Origin of the sequence: Pseudoselenomonas ruminantium, from assembly GCF_900142515.1 — a bacterium.
GTDB classification, from domain to species: domain Bacteria; phylum Bacillota; class Negativicutes; order Selenomonadales; family Selenomonadaceae; genus Selenomonas_A; species Selenomonas_A ruminantium_D.
The window spans coordinates 1-16,540 of sequence record NZ_FRBC01000029.1 but is presented as its reverse complement, the minus strand read 5'-3'; the positions used below and the strand labels follow the sequence as shown (position 1 = coordinate 16,540).

Here is a 16,540-nt window from a genome sequence, read left to right as displayed (position 1 = left end):
ATGCGAAAATTCTTATATGTGGTTCTGCTTGCCCTTTTCCTGGGGCTGGGCAGCTGCGCAGAGGCTGCCGTATTGGAAGGGCCCTGGCATTATTGGGAGACCAATGAAACGGAAAATGGCGGCGTGAATGTGCCGGAACTGGTGCGGGAAAATTCGGCGGACTGGCCCTTGTATGATATGGAAAAACGCCCGCCCCTTAGTGGTAATTACCAGCATATCCTGCTGACGGTCAAGGTGTCCGCGCAGGAACCCCAGAAAGATGTGCTGCTCTTCCTGACCACCAAGCAGGCAGTGCGAATGTGGCTGGGGGATGAACTGTTCTTCAGCCGGGGCAAGTTTTATCCGCAGCGCTATGATGAAGGATCACAGCCCTATATGGTGGCGTTGCCCAAGTTTGAAGGCGAGACGCAGCTGATCGTGGAGATGTATTCCAATTCGCCCACCCATCTGGGCTGGTTTGGCATGTTCTCAGTGGATACGGAACAGATGCAGATGGCGCGGTTCTTCTACTCGGATATCCCGCTGGTGCTGGCCATTCCTGTGGGTCTGGCTATCATCTTCATCATGGTCCTTTATTATCGTTTCAATCCGCAGGGGTGGCGGCGGCTCTATGGCTACATCATCCTTTTCATGGTGGTCTTTTGCTTGTGGCTTTTTTGCATATCCAATGTGAAAAGCCTCTTTTGGGATTACCCCAGGGTTTGGTGGTATTCCTTGAGCATTCTGGGGTATATCCTGCCCCTGACGGCAAATCTCATTCCCAGGGAGATGCTAAAGGATAAGCCCTATGCCCGCATGGATCTCGTGCTCTGGGCCAATGGCCTGCTCTTTGTGGTGGCAATGGCCGGGGAAATCATGGGGCTGCATACGATGAACAATTTGATGAGCCTTTATTATCCCATGCTGGCTGTCGGGGAAGGCGCGGTGGTGTATTGGTGCGTGCGGGCGGCCAGAGAGGGCGATATCCTGTGCCGGTCGGTGCTTCTGCCCATAGTGGTCTTCACCCTGTTGGGCATCATCGATGGGGTGGCTGGTCACTTTTATCTGCTGCCCTGGCATGTGTATCTGACGCCGCTGGGCATCTATGCATTCCTGCATTTTGTGGTGGCTATCCTGCGGGAACAGGTGCGGCATGAGGAAAAGCTTCTGCGCAAGACAGCAGGTCTGGAGCATAAGGCGGCACTGATGCAGAAGAAATCCGAAACCGATGCCCTGACAGGGTGCTGGAATCGCAGCAAGTTCAAGGAACTGCTGGCTGGCGCTATCGCAGGGGCACGGAAGAGCGGCCAGCCATTCGGCATGCTGATGCTGGATATTGATTTCTTCAAGAAAATCAACGATACCTATGGCCATGATACCGGTGATGCCGTATTGCGGGCCTTTGCCACATTGGTAAGAAAACATCTGGCCCAGGAACATGACTGCATCCGCTGGGGCGGTGAAGAATTCCTGATCCTGACTGCCTTCGAAGAGCAAAGCGAGCTGTTGGCGCTGGCAGAAAAAATCCGCGAACAGGTATCTGCCGTACCTCTGGCTGGACATAAGATTACTTGCAGCATCGGTGCGACATTATGGCAGACGGAAAACGACACCACGGACACGCTGCTCAAGCGGGCCGATGATGCCTTGTATCAGGCCAAGAAGAGTGGCCGGAACTGCGTGATTTTTGGGGAATAGGCATAGGATGGGCATAGTGCACATTTTCGTTGGGGAAAACAGGGCACTATGCCCGTTGTTATCATGAGGTATGCAGGTTATAATGGGAACATCTTAAGACAACAAGGATTTGCAAAGACGCAAAGCGAGTGATTCGCTGGGCGTCTTTTTCTTTTGGGGGTGCAATTATGGGGGTTGCGATTGAGTATTTGCATAAAGCCTTTGATCTGGTGGACGGGGAGCCGAAATTCGTGCTGGAGGATGTCAATCTGCAGGTGCAGGATGGAGAATTTATCTGCATACTGGGCAAGAGCGGCTGCGGCAAGTCCACATTGCTGAACCTGTTGGCGGGTTATCTGAAACCCGATAAGGGACGCATCGTGGTGAATGGGCAGGAGATAGATGGCCCTTCGGCAGAGTGGGGCGTGGTTTTTCAGCAGCATGCCTTGTTTCCGTGGTATACGGTACGGGAAAATATCGAGTTCGGCCTGCGGCTGCAGAAGCGCAAAGATGCGGGCGAAACAGCCACGAAGCTGATTGAGATGATTGGCCTGCAGGATTATGAAAACGCTTATCCGGCGGAATTGTCCGGCGGCATGGCCCAGCGGGTAGGTATTGCCCGGGCATTAGCGCCAGATCCGGCGGTGCTGCTGATGGATGAACCGTTAGGGGCCCTCGATGCGCTGACGCGTGAAGCCATGCGGCAGGAACTGACACGAATCTGGCAGCTCAGTGGCAAGACCATCTTCTTTATTACCCATAGCGTGCCAGAGGCCGTTTATCTGGCCAATCGGGTGGTTATCCTCAAGGATGGCCAGGTAGAAGCTGATGTGCCCATCAATCTGTCAAGGCCGCGGAATATGCGGGACAGGGCGTTCCTGGAATATGTTGATGATTTTGCCCGGATGATTGCGGAAACGGAAGACGAAGAAAGGGCGGTGTGTGCCGAATGAGGGAAATGTCGTATGTGGACGAACTCTATATCGCCCCTTGTGTGCAGGGAAACCTGCTGGCGGAAGAGGAAATCGTGCCGCGCAAAAGGCAGCCCTGGCCTGTCCTGGTGCCGTGGCTACGGTGGGACGGTTGGAGGTACAGCCCAATGCGGTCAATATTGTAGCCGACAAGGTAACTTTGTCTCTGGACTTGCGCAGTATGGAGATTCGCGAACTGGAACAAATGGAACAGCAGATTTTTCAGGCATTGGCGGAAACAGCGGCAGAAGCCGGCGTTTCCTATGCGATAAAGCTAAGTCTGGACAGCCAGCCTGGCTATATGGATAAGCAGCTGGTGGGATATTTGCAGGCCAGTGCGCTGGAACAGCAGACAGCATTTATGCGGATGCATAGCGGCGCAGGACATGATGCCCTGCCCATATCCGCCAGGGTGCCTGCGGCGATGCTCTTTGTGCCGAGCAAGGGGGGCCGCAGTCATTGCCTCGAGGAATGGAGCGATTGCCGGCATCTGGCCGCTGCTGTGGATGTGATGATTGATACGATCATGAAAATCAATAAGGAGGAATCTTGATGAGTTACCCAAAAGATATTCTGTCCACCCGGGCTATCGTAAAAACCGGCCTTTATGCTATCCTGCCGCGGGGCGGACTGGTCAATAATGTATTGCCCGGTGTAGAGAAAGCCAAGGTCAGCATTGTGGCTTCGCCCAAGCTGGGAGCCAGCTTTGTGCAGTATGTGATTGAGGCTGAAGCCGGAGCAGTGGTCAGAGAACCGTTATGCCAGGAAACAGGCGTGGACGGCTTTTTCTACTGCATCGAGGGCGCGGCTGAATGCGAAGCCGGCGGCAGAACGTATTCCCTGACGGCGGGCGGCTATGTCTATGTACCCGCCGGGCAAGGCGGCATAAAGTTTGCCTGTAAGCAGCCGGCACGTTTGTTGCTGTATAAACAGAAATACATCCCACTGCCAGACAGAGAACCGTATCTGGTGCAGGGCAATGTCAATGAGATACCCTTTATGGAATACGAGGGCATGAAGAACGTCTTTATCAAGGATTTGCTGCCCAAGGATATTGCTTTTGACATGAATATGCACATCCTCTCCTTTGAACCCGGCGGCTGCCATTCCTTTGTGGAAACCCATGTGCAGGAACATGGTGCTTATATTCTGTCCGGCGAGGGCATGTATATCATGGAAAATGAGTGGCTGCCCATCCGCAAGGATGATTTCATGTGGTTCGGCCCCTATGTGCCGCAAGGCTCCTATGGCGTAGGGCGGGAACCCTTTGCCTATATCTATTCCAAGGATTGCAATCGCGACGTAAGCCTTTAAGATGCAAAAAGAGGTACATTGCTTTAAAGCATGTACCCCTTTGTACTTGGTTTATCTATTGGTTTGTGAAATCAAAGCAGGGAGCCAGGATACTTCAGCGTGGCGAAGTAATCGTCGATGGTCTGGGCACGGCGGATGAGTTCGATGCTGCCATCTTCTCTGAGCAGCAGCTCGGCGCACCAGAGTTTGCCGTTGTAGTTGAAGCCCATGGCGCTGCCGTGGGCGCCGGTGTCATGGATGATCACGATGTCGCCGATGTTGATTTCCGGCAGCTGGCGGTCAATGGCGAACTTGTCGTTGTTCTCGCAGAGCGAGCCGGTCACATCATAGGTATGGTCGCAGGGGGCATCCTCCTTGCCCGCCACCGTGATGTGATGGTAGGCACCATAGAGCGCCGGGCGCATGAGGTTGGCCATGCAGGAGTCGAGGCCGATGTAATCCTTGTAGGTGTGCTTCTCGTGGATGGCGGTGGATACCAGCCAGCCGGCGGGGCCCGTCATGGCGCGGCCGCTTTCGGTCATGATGGCGACGTTATCGAGGCCATGGGGAACCATCATCTCGTTGTAGAGCTGATGGATGCCTTCGCCGATTTCCTTGAGGTTCAGCGGCTCTTCTTCGGGGCGGTAGGGGATGCCGAAGCCGCCGCCGAGGTTCACGAATTCCACGGAGATATCCAGTTTTTCCTTGAGTTCCACTGCCAGCTCGAACATCAGGCGGGCGGTGAGCAGGAAAGCTTCGGTGCGGCGCTCGTTGGAAGCCACCATGGTGTGCAGGCCGAAGCGTTTCACGCCTTTTTCCTTGGCGCGGCGGTAGCCTTCGAGCATCTGCTCGTGCGTCAGGCCGTATTTGGCTTCCGTGGGCTGGCCGATGATATCGTTGCCCTCCACGGCATCGCCGGGATTGTAGCGGAAGCAGAGCACCTGCGGCAGGCCGGCATGTTCTTCCAGATAGTCCAGATGCGTGATATCGTCGAGGTTGATGATAGCCCCAAGTTCCACGGCTTTTTGGAATTCGTCCGCAGGGGTATCGTTGGAGGTCAGCAGGATTTCTTCGCCCTTGAGACCGGCGGCTTCGGAAATCAGAAGCTCGGCCAGGCTGCTGCAGTCTGTGCCAGCGCCTTCCTCGTGAAGAATCTGCACGATGCGTGGGTTAGGCAGGGCCTTTACGGCGAACTGCTCATGGAAAGCCGGGGCCCAGGAGAAGGCATCCTGCAGGGCACGGATGTTCTCACGGATGGCTTTTTCTTCGTATATATGGAAAGGGGTAGGAAATTTTTGAATCACTTCATGTAATTTCTCAGTGGACAAAGGGAAATATTTTTTGCTCATAGCGTTCCTCCTATTGGCACGTCGAGTAGAAAACCTATGTAAATATGTAAACTATTATAACGCAAATATATAACTTTTGCTATAGGGGGAGAGAAAAATTATCATAAAAAACCCCTCCCAGTACGGGAGAGGTTATGATCAAGCATAATACTGTAAATCCAGGACGTATGCGTCCTGAGCAAAGGGATCCTGTTCTTCCCCGTGCCGGATATCCACATCGAAAGCGGGGGAGGAGTGCCAGCTGGAATTTTCCAATTCCTGTGACCCTTGAAGGGCATCCAGTCTGGATAATAAGGTGTGCAGCGGAGGCAAGCCTTTGTTGACATCTTCATCTCCCGTCTTGACGGCATTGATGATGCCGAGCAGCCTGTTCTGTTGGCTCTTTAAGACCTCTTCGTGGCGGTGTGGCAACAAAGATTCCATACTTTTCGAATCAATACTTCTCACATCCATGCTGTTCCTCCTCCTTTCAAGAAAGTATAATACCCCTATCTTGATAATAGCAGAGAAATGCAACTACGTCAATAAATTTTTTCTTGCTTCGTTAATCTGTAACAAAGTATTTTTTAGTACCTGATTTCATGATACAATAGGAGTCAAGATGAAAATAATTCCTATGAGAGGGGTCTTGGCATGATTAAACTCATTATGTCGGATATGGATGGCACGTTATTGGATGAGAATGGGCAATTGCCGGCAGGTTTCGATGATATGATCCGTCAGCTTCGGGAACGGGGCGTGCTCTTCGCACCGTGCTCAGGGCGGCAGTATTATTCTTTGCTGGAAACCTTCAAGGGGTATGAGGACGAGTTTCTGTTCCTGGCTGAAAACGGCACCATGGTTCGTTATCATGGCAAAGAGGTTTTTTCCAGTGTGATGCGGCGGAGTTTGGGCGAAAAGGCACTGCAGGCGACAAAGGATATTCCGGGCGTGTATGAGGTGTTCTGCGGCAAGAATGATGCCTATGTGCTGCGACCCAAGATGAATGAGGCCTTTGCGGCAGAGCTGCGCAAGTATTATACCCATACCCAGGTTGTGGATAGTTTCGCGGAAATCGAGGATGATATGATCAAGGCCGCTTTCTTCGATGAACAGGGCCGGGCTGGTGAACGGATTTATCCTTATCTGAAAAAGTACCGTGGCCCATTCCAGGTAGCGACTTCCAGCGATTATTGGGTGGACATGATGCGTTTTGATATCAATAAAGGCATTGCCATTCAGCAGGTGCAGAAAAAACTCCATATCACGCCAATGGAATGTGCAGCCTTTGGCGATTATATGAATGATGCGGAGATGATGAGTTCCGTTTACTATAGTTTTGCCATGGAAAACGCTCATCCGAAAATCAAGGAACTGGCGCGGTTCACCACAGCCAGCAACAAAGAACATGGTGTGCTGCAGGGCATTCAGAAACTGATTGACGACGGTCTGTGCGGCTAAGGGGGAAGCAGTTATGCGAGCAGATTATCATATGCATTTTGAGAAAGGCTCCTATGATGAGGAGTGGGTGGAAGGATTCTTCCATCAGGCAGCGCTGCTGGGCTTGGATGAGATTGGCATTTCCGAGCACTCCCATACGTTCCCGGAATTTGAATCGCTTTATTATGACGATTTGATCCTGGACGATTCCTTTATCGGGCAGTTCCAGAAAAAATGGCTCAAGACCAACAAGTTCAAATACACCTTGGATGAATACTTCGCCTTCATGGCTAAGCTCAAGAAGAAACATAAGGTGAAAACCGGCATTGAGGTCTGCAATTTCCAGAATCAGGATGCTGTGCGGGATATCCTGAAGGATTACAAGTTTGATTATGTGATTGGCTCTGTTCATTTCCTGGATGGCTGGGCTTATGATTCCGCGGAAATCATGGCGCAGTGGGACAAGGAAGACCTCAATGATGTGTATGAGGAATACACCCAGGAGATTGAGAAGCTGGCCGCTTCGGGCCTTTATGATGTGCTGGGCCATCCTTATAACATCCGTCTGTTCCACTATATCCCGGAATTCGATGCGACGCCGTATCTGATCCGGGCTGTGGCGGCGCTCAAAAAAGCCAATATGGTTGTGGATATCAATACGGGGACGTTCTACCGTTATCCGATTGCCGAAATCACGCCTTACTATAAATTCATGGGCGTGGCATCTCAGGAGGGGCTGCCAGTCATCATCACATCGGATGCGCATAAGCCGGAGGATTGTGGTGCTTATCATGATGAAGCGGTCAATTATGCCCGTTCTTATGGTTACAAGAACACAATCCGCTTCACCCAGCGTCAGCGCGAAGTCGTGCCGTTGGAGTAAGGAAAGAAAGAGCCTTGTGCTCTTTTTTTTCAACAACTTTCAGATAATAAAATATTTTAAAAACATATTGACAAACATGGGCGGCAGGGGTAGAATAAAGGTGTATTAGCAGATGAAGCTTAGACGCAGAAACTGAAAAGTATCTGAAAATTTTTCCATATTTTCATCAGAACACCCTTAAGTATTTTCAAAAACTATCGATATATCTTGTAAGCAAAACCTCTGGAAGCAAAGTACAGGGGAGTGTACTTGCAGTGACAGCTGGTAACGGATGCCGTGGATGGTTGATCCATCATAAGCCAGTGAGAAGTCACGAGTTTTTGATACAAGGAGAGATAGATCATGAAAGTACAAATTTGTTCGCAATGGATGGAAGAAGTTTTTATCCCTGTCCGCGTCAAACAGTTCACCAAAGCCGCAAAGCTCATGGGTCATAGCGACTTCAAAGCTTATGCAGGTGGACAGGACATGGTCGACCTTGTTCAGATGGGCCGCAAGTCTGCTGAACGCCAGGTAGTAGCTGAATGGCTCGATAGCCGTGGAATTGATGGTGTGACTGCTGGGGTCGCATGATGGAAATATGGAAAAAGGGCACTCCTTGCCAAGGCGGGAAGTGCCCATTATTTTTGTCTGGAATCAATTGAGCTTTTGTTTGGATGGGGGCAGAGGAATATCCAAAGGAACCTCTATTACGGCACTGGCTGCCTCGCGCATCTGCGCGGGGCTTTTTTGTGCCCAGATGGTCTGGACGGCCAGGGCAAAAGCGGTGCTATCCATGGGAGCGGTTTTTTGTGCTGCCACATGTTTTCCCAATATGGCCATAAAATCAGCGGGAATGGCTACATCGCGCTGGGCCAGCAGGATTTGCAAAGTGGTATCTACGAGATAGAGATGCAGGGTATGGTCGGCCAGGCTTTTTTTTGTAGGAAGGAGTTCCGGTTTTATGCCCGCAAGGGAGAAGGGAGCGTCGCCCCAGCCTTCTTTGAAGATGCCATCAATCTGGTAGAGGAAGAAAAGCAGCCCATCCTGTTCATAAAGGGCCAGCTCCATCTTGCCCGTGCGGAAAGCCTCCGCGGCGATGATGTCGTGTCGGGAGAGCTGCAGGATAAACATGCAGCCGTTGGCATCAATCTGGAACAGGCCGCCGTCCTGCTGGTTCTTTATCGGCAGAGGAAATCTTTCGCCCACCTGGAAATTTGCGTAATTGCTCATAGCTGATTACTCCTTTGTATTTGCTGGTTATCAGTGTATCACATTTAGGGGGGATTGTGCTATACTGATTACATATAGGTGCAATGTGGTTCGAAGGGGGAGTTTGCAATTGAGTCTTAATGATACGACGCGGGGCAATCGCCTGCATATCGGCCTGTTTGGGCGGCGTAATGCGGGTAAATCATCACTGATAAATGCCCTGACCGGACAAGCGGTGGCTACGGTGTCATCCGTGCCGGGGACTACGACGGACCCTGTGTATAAAGCTATGGAACTTCATGGTATCGGCCCCGTGGTTTTCATCGACACGGCCGGCTTTGATGATGAGGGCATGCTGGGGAAACTCCGCGTAGAGAAGACGGAACAGGCTGCCCGGGAAACGGATATTGCCCTGCTGTTGTTCAGTGGATTGGATATGGCAGAGGATTTGAAGTGGCTGGCTTTTTTTCGTCGGCAGAAGACGCCGGTGATCTTGCTGATCAGCCATGCGGATGAACTGGCCGATGAAGGCCGGCCGTTGCAGGCGGCAGTCGAGCAGGCAGCGGGGGAGAAGCCGCTGCTGGTCAGTGCTGGCGATAAAAAGGGATTGGAACAGGTGCGGCAGGAACTTATCCGGGCCTTGCCGGAAGACTTCGAGCAGCCTTCCATTACGGGGAATCTGTGTCAGGCAGGAGACCTTGTTCTGCTGGTGATGCCGCAGGACATCCAGGCGCCGAAGGGACGGCTGATCCTGCCACAGGTACAGACCTTGCGGGAACTATTGGACAAAGGCTGTCAGGCACTTTGCTGCACGACAGACCAGCTGGCAGAGACTTTGGACCGGCTGAAGGAACCGCCAAAACTCATCATCACGGATTCACAGGCGTTCCAGAAAGTTTATCCGCTGAAACCGGCAGCATCCCTGCTGACTTCTTTTTCCGTGCTCTTTGCTGCTTTCAAGGGAGATATCGGTTATTTCCTGAAAGGAGCAGAGGCCTTGCTGGCAATACCGGCATCTGCGCATATCTTGATTGCCGAGGCTTGCACCCATAAGCCGCTGCAGGAAGATATTGGCCGGGTGAAATTGCCGCGGCTGCTGCGCAGGAAATCTGGCGATGATTTGAAGATTGAGATTGTGTCCGGCAAGGACTTTCCGGCGGATTTAACCGGTTACGATCTGGTGATCCATTGTGGGGCCTGTATGTTCAATCGCAAGTATGTGCTGAGCCGGGTGCAGCAATGTCAGGAACAGCATGTGCCCATGACGAATTACGGGCTGGCCATTGCGGCGCTGCTGGGGATTTTGGATAAGGTATCCCTGCCATATGAGCCTTGAACGGGGTAGTCTTATGCCAGGGATAGGTGTCTATCATTGCCCAATGTGGTAAAATACGTTAAAATGGAAAGTAAGTTTGAAAATACATGAGATTAAACATGAGGTGAACACTATGGATAAACGAATGTATCAATTGATCGGACTGAGCCTGTTGGCAGGCTCTTTCATCGTGACAAATCCCCAGCCTGTGCAGGCGGTGCAGATTGATTTTGCGCAGCAGACGGCCACGGAAAATCCTGCTAAGGAACAGTGGTACTGGCTGGCTTCGGATGACAACTATAGCAAATATTTTGATCCTGAATCTGTGGTGGTAACCCGTACAGTGGAAACGGCCCGGGGAAAGATCCCCACGGAAGTACAGGTCTGGACGAAGACATCCTATAGCTATGGCGGTGCTCAGGAAACCCTGGCAGCATATGGTCTCAGCGACAAGTTCCCGGACCCGGCCCAATTGTCATTCAGTACGGCGCAGCTGGTCATCAAGCCGCAGTACCGCACGGTGCAGTGCGTGGCTGAACATTTTTATAATGCGGCCGGAGAAGTGATTTGGTCGGAAGCCAATACGGCGGCCAAGGAACGGGAGATCAATTCCCAGCAGTTCAATGAGGCCTTTTATGCCGCAGCTGTTGACCAGGCCTTCCATCAGAATAAGGAAATGGAGCGAGTCAAGGCGAAAAACCGCTGGTTGACGGTGTTTGACTCCACTTCGCCGGATGGAATCTACACGCATACGAAAGTGGATACTTCCACTATGCGGATGCAGGGGAATAATTTGGTATTCTGGCAGTGGCAGGAAGTGAAGGACAGCAACGGCCAGGTTATGGAGATCAAGTTCCTGAAGATGGCAGTGAACCTGCCACAGGCTACGGAAAAAGCCATTGCGGGTAAATACTGGACACCAAAGGAAGGCTGGAAGTCCCTCGATGCAGCTATTGATGGGCAGTATCGAATGGTGAGCAGGGCCAGCGAGGAATATCGTTATATTATCGAACTGAGGAACTATGTAGAGAATCATAGTGCCTGGGTTCACCGTTATAGTTTGGATTAAGGGGAGATTCGATGCCGATTAAGATACCCAACGCCTTGCCGGCGACCCATATACTGGAAGGGGAAAATATCTTTGTGATGGATGCTGACCGGGCTTACAGTCAGGATATCCGTCCGTTGAAAATACTGATATTGAATCTGATGCCCATCAAGTACATCACGGAAACTCAGCTCCTACGTTTGCTGGGCAATACGCCGTTGCAGGTAGAAGTGGATTTCATCTATACGGAGAGCTATACGCCCAGCCATACGCCGATGGATTATCTGGCGCAGTTCTATGGTACTTTTGAGGAAGTACGTCATAAGAAATACGATGGCATGATTATCACTGGAGCTCCCGTGGAAAATATGCCCTTTGAGGAAGTGGCCTATTGGGATGAAATTGCCGAAATCATGGAATGGAGCAAGACGCATGTCTATTCCACCTTCCATATTTGCTGGGGCGCGCAGGCGGGGCTCTATTATCACTATGGCATTCCCAAATATCAGGTGCCGGAAAAGATTTTCGGCGTGTTCCCGCATCATCTGTGTGTAGAACATGAACGCCTGCTGCGAGGTTTTGATGACGTTTTCTATGTACCCCATTCCCGCCATACGGAGGAGCACAAAGAAGACATCTTGAAAGTGCCGGAATTGACGATCCTGGCTGAAGCAGAGGGGGAAGCCGGCCCTTATATCATTGCCAATCTGGAAAAGCGGCAGTTCTTTATCACTGGTCATGCGGAGTACGATCCCACGACATTGAAGCAGGAATATGACCGTGATTTCAAGGCCGGGCTCAACCCGAATATTCCTCAGAACTACTATCCCGATGATGATCCTGCGCGACAGCCGATTGTGCGGTGGCGCAGCGTAGCACATCTGCTTTTTGCGAACTGGCTGAATTATTATGTCTACCAGGAGACGCCTTATGAACTGGATGAACTCTATAAAGAACAAGAGGACTAATGCGGGTTGTTTCAGTGTTTTTTCAGTAAAGAGGTGTAGAATAAACACGTTGCAATAAAAAATTAGGGGGATTATTTATGAACAAGCGATGGGGCGCGGGTATATTAGCGGCAGCCATGCTCTTTATGGCACAGCCCCAAACCTCAGCAGAAGAGGTGATCTCGCCGGATATCTACCAGTGGGTGCAGTCCACTTCCCGGCAAAACTATTTTTTCAATAAACAGCAAATGTACTTCGGGCAAGACAGCAAGGGTGTTCTGGATGCTAACATCATGCTGGTGCCAGCCTTGAAGACTTATGATTTAGTGCAGATTCAGGATGTGCAGGCCAAGCGCCGCTGGAAAATGCTGCCCATGGAGGGGTATGAAAATCTGGTAGGGACGGCAGAATACCTGCGTTTTGATTTAGCTGCAGAAACCGTGACGGTGATCCGACATGAAGACCTGGACGACGAGTGGGGCGTTCTGAGTGTAACCACTTCGGCGGACAAGGCCATCAAGATAGCGGATCTGTCTGAAAAGGATGTGGATGGCGTATTCTATCGTGCCATCCTGAAATATGCCTATGCGCATGTTGATGAAATGGTGCAGCGCACGGAAACTGTGAAGAAGGCACATGTAACGGATAGTGTGAAGAAGAAACTGGAAGCGCTCAAGAAAAAGCATAAGTAAGATGACCAGAGAAGCCTGAAGGCTGTTTCGCAGATGCGACAGCTTTCAGGTCTTTTTTGCAAAAGGAAAATTTTTCTGAATTATATACTATTTTATTCTGCTATGGTATAATGTAAATAGTAGTTTTTGGCAGGGAAGCTTTGTCCCCTTGGTACAAATAGGGAAGGGATGATTACTATGCTGACATATCAAAACAGGAAACGTCCTGTGTTGAAGAATTGCCCGTTATGCGGTAAGCTGTTTGCTGATACAGGTGCAGGTTGTTGCCAGAAGTGTTATGATGCATACCGCAATTATGAAGTTGAGGTTAAGAAATACGTAGAAGCCAATCCCAATTGCTCTGCTGGTGATATCGTCAAACATACAGGAGCCCCCTTGGTGGTGGCCTCCCAGATGATTCAGGATGGTCAGTTTGCCATGAAGGGCCGTGTCTCCTATCCGTGCAGCCGTTGCGGCAAGCTGATCCTTACGGGGGTATATTGCACGTCCTGCCAGCAGAAGGTTCAGGAGGCTACTTCCAATGCTCACCGCGTTGCGCGTGAGAATGAACGTAAGTATCTGAAGAAGGACAAACAGAAGCAAAAAGAATCCGGTCTCAATATTCTCAAGATATTGCGTGGCAAATAAGATACAAAGATTCCATTCCAAAGGCTCTGAGGAAACTCGGAGCTTTTGTTTTTATGAATGGGATTTGCTTGCGCGCTGACGTAGTTCTTTTTGGGAAAAATTTTTCATGTAGCCTGCTGCTAAGCTACCAAAAAGAACGAAAAGTCCGCTATACAAAGAAGGGAGAAATATATGATATTGGTTGGATTTCAGCAGGAGTCAGAAGGCTTGATGTCGTATATGACCGATAAGAACATAGGTGCACTTCGGGATATGGATACTACCAGCATTGTCCTGCCTTATGGCTCAGATGGTGCATCCCTTCCTGAACAAAAGCAAGAGATGTACTGAATCTGGCGCTAAAAAACGGATGGCAAAGCGGCTTACTGTATATTGGGCGTAGAAAACCAGACAGAAGTCCATACGGCTATGCCTATTAGAAATATGCTTTACGATGCGATGACATTGACTGAACAGGTTGCCGCTACGGCTAAATCTCATAAGGCAGCGCATAATCATGGAAATGATAATGCAGAGTTTTTGTCAGGTTTTCATCGTGACGATAAGGTGTTGCCTGTAATCACCTTAGTGGTGTACTGGGGCGCTGATGAATGGGATGCGCCTGTAACGCTTAGGGAAATGTATCCTGAAGGTTTGGACGAAAGCATTTTGAAGTTCATCAAGCATTCCAAAGACAAGACAGAGTTGACCAATCTGGTGAACAATAATCAGGAATATAAATCATTAGACCGTTTAGCAGCACAGACGATAAGTGTATGTTCTGGACAAGATTTCAACTTTCCTGTAGGAGAGGAGCGGATTGACGTGTGCAAAGCAATAGATGATATGGTAACAGATGCTCGTAATGAAGGTATAGATGTTGGTCGGAGTCAGGGACGTGATGAGGCAACGCATGAAGGTATGCGAAATGTCATAGCTACTGTGAAAGACCTTAACCTTGGCAAAGAAGTAGCTATGCAGCAGTTAGCCAAGAGATACTCGTTGTCTCAGGAGGCAGCGTTAGAATTCGTAGACCATAATTGGTAATTCATAGCAAATCATAACTTATATTGGATGTATCTAAGGGAAGAGCCTAAAAATCGGCTCTTCCCTTTTTGGGAATGTGGGACAAGTGATTGTCAGAATGGTAAGTTGTATGGATAATTACTCTTAATTAATGTAGCTTTGTTCCTTGATATACTGCTTTACGCTTTCTTTGGGGATTTTCCAAATCCTGCCGATGCGAAAGCCTTTTATCTTATTTGTGGCTAGCAAGCTGTATGCAGCATTACGACCTATCATCAGCTCCTCGCAGAGCTCTTCTACGGTTACTAGGGATTCGCTGGTGTTTTCCACGATTTTCCGCCTCCTGATTTTTGTACGATAAGACCATGATTATCGAAGTAGCGACAATCAATAAAATGACTGGGGAAACCTGCATCACTTCAAAGAAGTAGCGTTGCTCATACGTGAGGCAACATAATCTTTGATGCAGGATTCCGGTATCCGCCAAGGTCGGCCTTCTGCGTCCTTAAAGGCTCCAAGGGCGTTACTGTGAATCAGACGATAGATAACGTGGGGACTGCAGGACAGTATGCAGGCTGCTTCAGCAACCGTCAGTATATTCTTTTCGACCTTCATATTGGGAACCTCCTTTCGTGCTTGATTATTATTATGTTAGTTCCTGCAAGCTTTACTTTGATTAAGAATGCCCCTTACTGGGATGAAAACCTTATAGACACTAGAACTTTGTCTGCTGTATAATGAAGATAAAGAAAGGGCGAGTTTTATGGCGTATAAAATCAAACCATGGGAAGAACTGACCATACAGGACGATTACATGTTCAAGCTGGTCATGAGCCGTAAGCGCATCTGCAAGAAGATGCTGGAGAAGATTCTCAAAATCAAAATTCACGATATAAAATATCTGGAGGAAGAAAAGACAATAACGGCTACTTACCAGAGTAAGGGTGTCCGTCTGGACGTATATGTGGAAGATGAAAAGCACACAGTCTATAATGTGGAGATGCAGGTGCGTAAGCTGACGGATGCTGCATTGTTCAAACGTCCTCGTTATTACCAATCGATGATAGATGTAGATCTGTTGGCAACCGGAGCTGAATATGATGAGTTGAATGACACCTACATTATATTCATCTGCCCCTTTGCGATTTTGGACGAGCATAGGCATATCTATACGTTCCGTAACTACTGCACTGAGGATAAAGATATCCTGATGCCGGATGGTTCCACAAAAGTGTTCCTGAGCACTAAGGGGGATATGGACGATGTTACTCCGGACGTCAAAGCTTTCTTGGACTATGTGGATGGGATAATCAGCAATGATGAATTCGTCCAGGAGTTAGATCAGGAAATAAAGGACGTAAAGACTATCGAACGGGAGAGGAGGAGCTATATGACTTACGAGATGAAAATGCGCGAAATGCGTAATATAGGACTGGAAGAAGGCCGCGAAGAAGGACGTAAGGAAGGTCGTAAAGAAGGATTGGCAGAAGGTCGCGCAGAAGGTCGCGCTGAAGGCCGCGCTGAAGGTCATGCTGAAGGACGTGCTGAAGCTGCGCAGGAAGGAATGCAGAATGTTATAGCTACGGTGAGAGACCTTAATCTTGATAAGGATGTAGCTGTTCAGCAACTGATAAAGAGGTATTCTTTGACACAGAACGATGCAGTGGAATTTGTGAATAATAACTGGTAAACTGAGAAGGTCGTACAGAGAAAACTGTGCGGCCTTTTTTTCAGGCCACGTGAATATGCCGAAAATTAATTGCATATTATAAATATGAAGTAGATTTATGACATCACTGATGCCCATCGCCGACTAAGCGATGTATAATGGGCCCATGAATTCAGACCAGTACTGAAAATTTTAAGAGTGCATGATATAGTATAGGTAACGAAAATTGGAGGTTGCCATCATGCCAAGAAAAAAGTACACTGCTGAATTCAAGACCAAGATCGTCCTGTCGATTCTTCAAGGTGACAAGGAATTCAATGTAATCTGCTCTGAAAACGGCCTGAATCCAAACATGGTCAGAAAATGGAAGCAGGAGTTCCTACAGAATGCCCATCTCGCCTTTGGAGCAGACTCTGAGCGTAAGGCCGTTCAGAGGAAGGAGGACGACCTGAAGAAAAAGAATGACCAGATGCTA

The 16,540-nt window shown here is 49.5% G+C and carries 21 protein-coding genes; 16 read left to right on the top strand and 5 right to left on the bottom strand.

Annotated elements, in window-relative coordinates:
- The 4 genes from BUB68_RS12695 to allE all read left to right on the top strand — a co-directional run bounded on the left by BUB68_RS12695 (position 1) and on the right by allE (position 3,941).
- Complete coding sequence (locus BUB68_RS12695) at positions 1–1,677, top strand: GGDEF domain-containing protein (protein WP_073092062.1); 1,677 nt, start codon at positions 1–3, stop codon at positions 1,675–1,677.
- 167 nt (positions 1,678–1,844) lie between these two features.
- Complete coding sequence (locus tag BUB68_RS12690; RefSeq protein WP_073092059.1) at positions 1,845–2,609, top strand: ABC transporter ATP-binding protein; 765 nt, start codon at positions 1,845–1,847, stop codon at positions 2,607–2,609.
- Positions 2,599–3,180: a M20/M25/M40 family metallo-hydrolase gene (locus BUB68_RS12685; RefSeq protein WP_178139534.1), complete on the top strand. Its 582-nt coding sequence runs from the start codon at positions 2,599–2,601 to the stop codon at positions 3,178–3,180. Before BUB68_RS12690 ends, BUB68_RS12685 begins: the two co-directional genes overlap by 11 nt.
- Positions 3,180–3,941, top strand: a complete 762-nt coding sequence (gene allE / locus BUB68_RS12680) for a (S)-ureidoglycine aminohydrolase (RefSeq protein ID WP_073092053.1) — start codon at positions 3,180–3,182, stop codon at positions 3,939–3,941. The genes BUB68_RS12685 and allE overlap by 1 nt, the downstream gene beginning before the upstream one ends.
- Before the next feature lie 71 nt (positions 3,942–4,012).
- Here the strand turns inward: allE and BUB68_RS12675 are convergent, their stop codons facing one another.
- Together BUB68_RS12675 and BUB68_RS12670 are read right to left on the bottom strand one after the other, a co-directional pair.
- Complete coding sequence (locus BUB68_RS12675; RefSeq protein WP_073092050.1) at positions 4,013–5,269, bottom strand: diaminopimelate decarboxylase family protein; 1,257 nt, start codon at positions 5,267–5,269, stop codon at positions 4,013–4,015.
- 138 nt (positions 5,270–5,407) lie between these two features.
- Entirely contained in the window at positions 5,408–5,722 is a 315-nt protein-coding gene (locus BUB68_RS12670) for a hypothetical protein (protein ID WP_073092047.1), read from the bottom strand.
- A 180-nt stretch (positions 5,723–5,902) separates the two neighbouring features.
- Between BUB68_RS12670 and BUB68_RS12665 the strand changes: the two genes are divergently transcribed.
- The 3 genes from BUB68_RS12665 (at position 5,903) to BUB68_RS12655 (ending at position 8,144) form a co-directional block, all read left to right on the top strand.
- Positions 5,903–6,709 carry an HAD family hydrolase gene (locus tag BUB68_RS12665; RefSeq protein WP_073092044.1) on the top strand — a complete coding sequence of 269 codons (807 nt, stop codon included), beginning with the start codon at positions 5,903–5,905 and terminating at the stop codon, positions 6,707–6,709.
- A 13-nt stretch (positions 6,710–6,722) separates the two neighbouring features.
- Positions 6,723–7,571: a PHP domain-containing protein gene (locus BUB68_RS12660; protein WP_073092041.1), complete on the top strand. Its 849-nt coding sequence runs from the start codon at positions 6,723–6,725 to the stop codon at positions 7,569–7,571.
- A gap of 342 nt (positions 7,572–7,913) precedes the next feature.
- Positions 7,914–8,144 (top strand): hypothetical protein, encoded by a 231-nt coding sequence (locus BUB68_RS12655; protein ID WP_014425677.1) that lies wholly within the window; start codon positions 7,914–7,916, stop codon positions 8,142–8,144.
- A gap of 63 nt (positions 8,145–8,207) precedes the next feature.
- Here the strand turns inward: BUB68_RS12655 and BUB68_RS12650 are convergent, their stop codons facing one another.
- Positions 8,208–8,783, bottom strand: a complete 576-nt coding sequence (locus tag BUB68_RS12650; protein WP_073092038.1) for a hypothetical protein — start codon at positions 8,781–8,783, stop codon at positions 8,208–8,210.
- A gap of 109 nt (positions 8,784–8,892) precedes the next feature.
- Here BUB68_RS12650 and hydF point away from each other — a divergent pair, with 109 nt between their 5' ends.
- The 7 genes from hydF to BUB68_RS12620 all read left to right on the top strand — a co-directional run bounded on the left by hydF (position 8,893) and on the right by BUB68_RS12620 (position 14,417).
- Positions 8,893–10,098 (top strand): [FeFe] hydrogenase H-cluster maturation GTPase HydF, encoded by a 1,206-nt coding sequence (gene hydF / locus BUB68_RS12645; RefSeq protein WP_073092035.1) that lies wholly within the window; start codon positions 8,893–8,895, stop codon positions 10,096–10,098.
- 112 nt (positions 10,099–10,210) lie between these two features.
- A complete protein-coding gene (locus BUB68_RS12640) occupies positions 10,211–11,146 on the top strand; it encodes a hypothetical protein (protein ID WP_256625944.1) in 936 nt (311 codons plus the stop codon).
- Positions 11,147–11,157: 11 nt separating this feature from the next.
- The gene (metA, locus tag BUB68_RS12635) at positions 11,158–12,093 is read left to right on the top strand and encodes a homoserine O-acetyltransferase MetA (RefSeq protein WP_073092032.1); all 936 of its coding nucleotides are present in this window, start codon (positions 11,158–11,160) and stop codon (positions 12,091–12,093) included.
- 77 nt (positions 12,094–12,170) lie between these two features.
- Positions 12,171–12,764: a hypothetical protein gene (locus tag BUB68_RS12630; protein WP_073092028.1), complete on the top strand. Its 594-nt coding sequence runs from the start codon at positions 12,171–12,173 to the stop codon at positions 12,762–12,764.
- Between the two features lie 177 nt (positions 12,765–12,941).
- Entirely contained in the window at positions 12,942–13,391 is a 450-nt protein-coding gene (locus BUB68_RS12625) for a hypothetical protein (protein ID WP_143188170.1), read from the top strand.
- A 171-nt stretch (positions 13,392–13,562) separates the two neighbouring features.
- Positions 13,563–13,721, top strand: coding sequence for a hypothetical protein (locus BUB68_RS15335; protein WP_178139533.1), 159 nt, complete (start codon positions 13,563–13,565; stop codon positions 13,719–13,721).
- A gap of 78 nt (positions 13,722–13,799) precedes the next feature.
- Entirely contained in the window at positions 13,800–14,417 is a 618-nt protein-coding gene (locus BUB68_RS12620; RefSeq protein WP_073092022.1) for a hypothetical protein, read from the top strand.
- A 123-nt stretch (positions 14,418–14,540) separates the two neighbouring features.
- On the opposite strand, the gene BUB68_RS12615 is transcribed toward BUB68_RS12620, so the two are convergent.
- Complete coding sequence (locus tag BUB68_RS12615; RefSeq protein WP_073092019.1) at positions 14,541–14,726, bottom strand: helix-turn-helix domain-containing protein; 186 nt, start codon at positions 14,724–14,726, stop codon at positions 14,541–14,543.
- Between the two features lie 84 nt (positions 14,727–14,810).
- Positions 14,811–15,011, bottom strand: coding sequence for a helix-turn-helix domain-containing protein (locus BUB68_RS12610; protein WP_073092016.1), 201 nt, complete (start codon positions 15,009–15,011; stop codon positions 14,811–14,813).
- 148 nt (positions 15,012–15,159) lie between these two features.
- Between BUB68_RS12610 and BUB68_RS12605 the strand changes: the two genes are divergently transcribed.
- Both BUB68_RS12605 and BUB68_RS12600 read left to right on the top strand, forming a co-directional pair.
- The gene (locus BUB68_RS12605; protein WP_073092014.1) at positions 15,160–16,086 is read left to right on the top strand and encodes an Rpn family recombination-promoting nuclease/putative transposase; all 927 of its coding nucleotides are present in this window, start codon (positions 15,160–15,162) and stop codon (positions 16,084–16,086) included.
- A gap of 220 nt (positions 16,087–16,306) precedes the next feature.
- Positions 16,307–16,540, top strand: a 234-nt coding sequence (locus BUB68_RS12600) for a transposase (RefSeq protein WP_073092012.1), incomplete at its 3' end; no start/stop codon positions are given.

Excerpts from the sequence above, each read along its gene's own strand:
- BUB68_RS12650 (WP_073092038.1), bottom strand. The coding sequence starts at position 8,783 with ATGAGCAATTACGCAAATTTCCAGGTGGGCGAAAGATTTCCTCTGCCG.
- BUB68_RS12675 (WP_073092050.1), bottom strand. The coding sequence starts at position 5,269 with ATGAGCAAAAAATATTTCCCTTTGTCCACTGAGAAATTACATGAAGTG.
- metA (WP_073092032.1), top strand. The coding sequence starts at position 11,158 with ATGCCGATTAAGATACCCAACGCCTTGCCGGCGACCCATATACTGGAA.
- BUB68_RS12670 (WP_073092047.1), bottom strand. The coding sequence starts at position 5,722 with ATGGATGTGAGAAGTATTGATTCGAAAAGTATGGAATCTTTGTTGCCA.
- allE (WP_073092053.1), top strand. The coding sequence starts at position 3,180 with ATGAGTTACCCAAAAGATATTCTGTCCACCCGGGCTATCGTAAAAACC.
- BUB68_RS12660 (WP_073092041.1), top strand. The coding sequence starts at position 6,723 with ATGCGAGCAGATTATCATATGCATTTTGAGAAAGGCTCCTATGATGAG.
- BUB68_RS12655 (WP_014425677.1), top strand. The coding sequence starts at position 7,914 with ATGAAAGTACAAATTTGTTCGCAATGGATGGAAGAAGTTTTTATCCCT.
- BUB68_RS12640 (WP_256625944.1), top strand. The coding sequence starts at position 10,211 with ATGGATAAACGAATGTATCAATTGATCGGACTGAGCCTGTTGGCAGGC.
- BUB68_RS15335 (WP_178139533.1), top strand. The coding sequence starts at position 13,563 with ATGATATTGGTTGGATTTCAGCAGGAGTCAGAAGGCTTGATGTCGTAT.
- BUB68_RS12610 (WP_073092016.1), bottom strand. The coding sequence starts at position 15,011 with ATGAAGGTCGAAAAGAATATACTGACGGTTGCTGAAGCAGCCTGCATA.
- BUB68_RS12630 (WP_073092028.1), top strand. The coding sequence starts at position 12,171 with ATGAACAAGCGATGGGGCGCGGGTATATTAGCGGCAGCCATGCTCTTT.
- BUB68_RS12605 (WP_073092014.1), top strand. The coding sequence starts at position 15,160 with ATGGCGTATAAAATCAAACCATGGGAAGAACTGACCATACAGGACGAT.
- BUB68_RS12665 (WP_073092044.1), top strand. The coding sequence starts at position 5,903 with ATGATTAAACTCATTATGTCGGATATGGATGGCACGTTATTGGATGAG.
- BUB68_RS12620 (WP_073092022.1), top strand. The coding sequence starts at position 13,800 with ATGCCTATTAGAAATATGCTTTACGATGCGATGACATTGACTGAACAG.
- BUB68_RS12695 (WP_073092062.1), top strand. The coding sequence starts at position 1 with ATGCGAAAATTCTTATATGTGGTTCTGCTTGCCCTTTTCCTGGGGCTG.
- BUB68_RS12625 (WP_143188170.1), top strand. The coding sequence starts at position 12,942 with ATGCTGACATATCAAAACAGGAAACGTCCTGTGTTGAAGAATTGCCCG.
- BUB68_RS12690 (WP_073092059.1), top strand. The coding sequence starts at position 1,845 with ATGGGGGTTGCGATTGAGTATTTGCATAAAGCCTTTGATCTGGTGGAC.